2 protein-coding genes are annotated in these 1,573 nt (G+C 29.0%); both read right to left on the bottom strand.

What is annotated here, in order from left to right:
* Nucleotides 1-536: hypothetical protein (locus tag KJQ97_RS09220; RefSeq protein WP_214119003.1), on the bottom strand; the 536-nt coding region annotated here is incomplete at its 3' end.
* Nucleotides 537-644: 108 nt separating this feature from the next.
* Nucleotides 645-1,573, bottom strand: a 929-nt coding sequence (locus KJQ97_RS09215; protein WP_214120663.1) for a molybdopterin dinucleotide binding domain-containing protein, incomplete at its 5' end; no start/stop codon positions are given.

Genomic DNA, 1,573 nt, shown 5'->3' with positions numbered 1-1,573 from the left:
CCAGGAGCTACTCTTTGTAAGTATTTTACTACTTGATAGTATTCATTCTCATCTAAACTTGCATTATCTTGCATAGATTTAATTGTGCTTGGCCATACATTTTTACTAAACTCATCATAAGCATGTAAAGCATGGCATATACCACACCTTTCTTCAAATAATGCCTTACCATCTTCTATAATATCTTTATTTGTAATCTTAGTATTATCAACACTAGCTACTATCTCTACTACTTCCCAAGTATTATCATAATCATCTACTTTAGTTCCTATTACTTTAACAGCATTAGCATCATCAAGATTTACGCTATTTGATAAGACACCTAAAGTATCATAAATAGCTTTTCCACCTTTAGGACGATAGCCTGTAAGTTTTATCTCACTTTTATTATTATCATTTTTAACTATATCAAACTTAGTTCCTATAATAATTGTTCCTATTGTTTTATTATTAATACTTAAAGGAGTGTTTTCTAGAGCATAATTATTAGCTAATAATGAGCTTGTAATTAAACTTAATAATATTAGTTTTTTCATTTTTTTATTATCCTTATAAATGTTTTTATACTTATTATTATTTGTTTTTATTACTTATCTTAATAAGTATTTTTAAAGCCTAAAATATACTTTTAGGCTTTATTTAATTTATGCTTTAAACTTTGGTTGTCTAAATAAATCAAGTGCTGGAATTTCTTTAGTATATTTTTCTATTTCTACTAAAGCAGTTGCTTGATTACCACAAGCAAGTTTGCTACTTGGAATATCAGCTATAAGCACATTCACATCTCCGTGTAAGCATAAGCCTTTTTTATTAGGATTATACCAAGAGCCTTCTTGCATTCTAATTACACCAGGTTTAACATATTCAGTTACTAAAACACCACCTAGTATTTCCCCTCTATCATTAAATATACGAACTATATCTCCATTTTTAATACCACGAGCTTTTGCATCAATTGGATTCATCCATAAGCTTTCTTTTCCTTCTACTTCTTCAAAATCTCTTAAAAAAGTATTATTAAGTTGTGAGTGTAATCTATACTTTGGATGTGGAGTGATTAGATTTAATTTATATTTTTTAGCATTGCCTAAATATTCAGCTGGTTCATAAAATTGAACTAAGCCTTTGCAATCATCATAGCCAAACTTATCAATCTTTTTAGAAAATATTTCTATCTTACCACTTGGAGTTCCTAATCTATTAGTAATTGGGTCATCTCTAAAATCTTTCATTTTTACGAAATTCTTAGCTTCTTCAGGAGCTTTAAATTCTACATAGCCTTTAGCCCAGAACTCATCAAAGGTTGGCATTGATAGGCCACTTGCTGCTGCTTTTTCTCTTGATTGTTCGTAAAAGTATTTAATCCATTCATTTGCAGTTTTACCCTCTGTAAAAGCTTGGTATTTTTCTTCACCAAAATGCTTGATAATTCCACAAAAAATATCATAATCATTTCTTGAGTTATACATAGGCTTTATACATTCTTTCATAGCGAAGATATATTTGTTTGTATGTGCTTTAGTTATATCATTTCTTTCTATTTCAGTAGTAGCCGGTAGAACTAAATCAGCAT

It is taken from the genome of Campylobacter sp. 2018MI01 (assembly GCF_018501205.1).
Lineage (GTDB): Bacteria > Campylobacterota > Campylobacteria > Campylobacterales > Campylobacteraceae > Campylobacter_E.
Note: the sequence above shows the minus strand (reverse complement) of the source record. Positions and strands in the feature narration are given on the sequence as shown.